The 2533-nt window shown below is 30.7% G+C and carries 1 protein-coding gene; it reads right to left on the bottom strand.

Annotated elements, in window-relative coordinates:
- On the bottom strand, positions 1-2408 hold a 2408-nt coding region (locus BHC51_RS11805), incomplete at its 3' end, for a hypothetical protein (RefSeq protein WP_218966414.1).
- Between the last annotated feature and the right edge of the window lie 125 nt (positions 2409-2533).

The following is a 2533-nucleotide window of genomic DNA, read 5'->3' as shown; positions in this document are numbered from 1 at the left end:
TGTTCATTCACCTGCTGTTTAATAAGCGCCTGAATATCGGTATCGTATTGTTGATATTCACTGATTAAATCTACTAAATCATCAGTAGCAAAATTATGCTCCAGCACATAGGCCATTACTGCTGGTGAAAAAGAATGCTCAACAACAGATACCGGTTTGTCCGTACATTTCAGTAATCTGATTGCATCTTCATCATCAAGCCCTAGATTAACTAGCTGCAATGTTTCATCATAATCAAACAATTCAGTATCTTCAGTAATTAAATCCGCATAGTCGGCAATGTTTTTCTGTAGATAATCCAATACTGCTTCTTTATCACAATACGCCCTTATAAATTCTAAAGCCTGAGTATTTTGCTCGATTGAAACTGATTCAATATGTTCATTCACCTGCTTTTTAATAAGCGCCTGAATATCGGCATCGTATTGTTGATATTTACTGATTAAATCCGCTAAATCATCAGTTGCAAAATTATGCTCCAGCACATAGGCCATTACTGCTGGTAAAAAAGAATGCTCAACAACAGATACCGGTTTGTCCGTACATTTCAGTAATCTGATTGCATCTTCATCATCAAGCCCTAGATTAACTAGCTGCAATGTTTCATCATAATCAAACAATTCAGTATCTTCAGTAATTAAATCCGCATAGTCGGCAATGTTTTTCTGTAGATAATCCAATACTGCTTCTTTATCACAATACACCCTTATAAATTCCAAAGCCTGAGTATTTTGCTCGATTGAAACTGATTCAATATGTTCATTCACCTGCTGTTTAATAAGCGCCTGAATATCGGCATCGTATTGTTGATATTCACTGATTAAATCCACTAAATCATCAGTATCAAATTTGTTCTCCAGCACATAGGCCATTACTGCTGGTGAAAAAGAATGCTCAACAACAGATACCGGTTTGTCCTTATATTTCAGTAACCTGATTGCGTCTTCATCATCAAGCCCTAGATTAACTAGCTGCAATGTTTCATCATAATCAAATAATTCAGTATCTTCAGCTACTAAATCCAGATAGTTAGTAAAATTGTTCTGGATAAAATATAAAGCATCCTCTTCATCATAATGACTTCTAATAAATTGCAAGGTATTTATACTCTTTGATTTATCATCTTCTAGTTTCAAACCAATTATTTTTTTATCAATCAGAATTTTAAATTTATTTCTACTTATATTATCAATATTGAAATTCACTTGCCAAAACTTTAAAGTTGATAATATTTCTCCATATTTATTATCACTGATATTTTGATTAATAATTACTTTAGCAAAAAAATTACCTCTTACATCTACGTTTTCATCATTACAGATTGGTTTAAAATCTAAAGCTTTTTCATTACTATTTATAAATTCAATTAAAGGTTCATCCACTTCTTGCGTATGTTGAAAATAACACAGAATATTTTCTTCGTTATAGTCAAGTTTGCCCGGATACAATAACTTTTGCCACAACTCTGTATTTTTAACCTTATCTAATCTGGTAATGGTTGTATACAGATAATCTATATATTCCAGCTTATGTTCTTCACTTATATCTTTGTGATTTAATAGTTGTAATACATCTGTTTCATCATCTTTTATCTGCTGTTCACAATTAGCCAGCATGATATGTATGTAGGCATCTATATTTAGTGCCACATACTTGGCTAAAGGCGAATCAGGCTTTTTCATAATACTAGTGTAATTCTGATAAATAATATTTTCCTTACTTACAGAAGTATATTGCGTAGCCAACATCAACTGGATATTAGTAAAATTCAGCTCATATAAATCATTCTGATATACCACATTAAATAAGTCTTTATTAGCCGTTTTATATTCAATTTCTTTAAATTTAATTTCCAGAAATATGAATTGTTTAATCAACTGTGCTACATCAGGTTTATCAATAATTAAATAATCATGGATATTAGCAATATAATTACTTAAAATATGGTTATCTGTATTTATTGTTGCAATAATATCCTGTGATGAAAAATATAAGGTTTTTATCGAAAAATCTTTAATTATATTATTTGAAACTGTTGTGCTATTTAACATAAGCATAAAAACCTGTGGGCAATGCTTATTTAACAACTGTACAAATCGTTCTAAATTTTTCTCATTGGATGACGGCCAGAATGCATTAATAAATTTCAGATTAGCTTCATGCACCAATTGATTCAAAATAGTTGTTACTTCGTAAGTATATACTGTAAAAGAACCTAACAGATAATTAACCAGATCAATATTCAATACCTCTGGTTGTTCAAACATGCTCTGCTGATGCAGAAGTTTTCCAGTAATTAACTCAGGATTATTTAGTTTATATTCATACTCCTTGGCTACTTCATCTGTCACACTACGAAGAAAAGTTTTATCTGCTATAGTCAAACTGTTAGGATAGAAATAAGTCATATAATCTGCATAAGTTTCATCAATATAGCCATTACGAATCAAATATTTTAATAGAGAGAGGTATGGACTAGTTTCTATATCTAAAATTTCTTTATTTTTATTATAATGCTCTAAGCATTCAGAAA

The organism is Snodgrassella alvi, from assembly GCF_002777745.1.
Taxonomy (GTDB): Bacteria; Pseudomonadota; Gammaproteobacteria; order Burkholderiales; family Neisseriaceae; genus Snodgrassella; species Snodgrassella alvi_D.
Note: the sequence above shows the minus strand (reverse complement) of the source record. Positions and strands in the feature narration are given on the sequence as shown.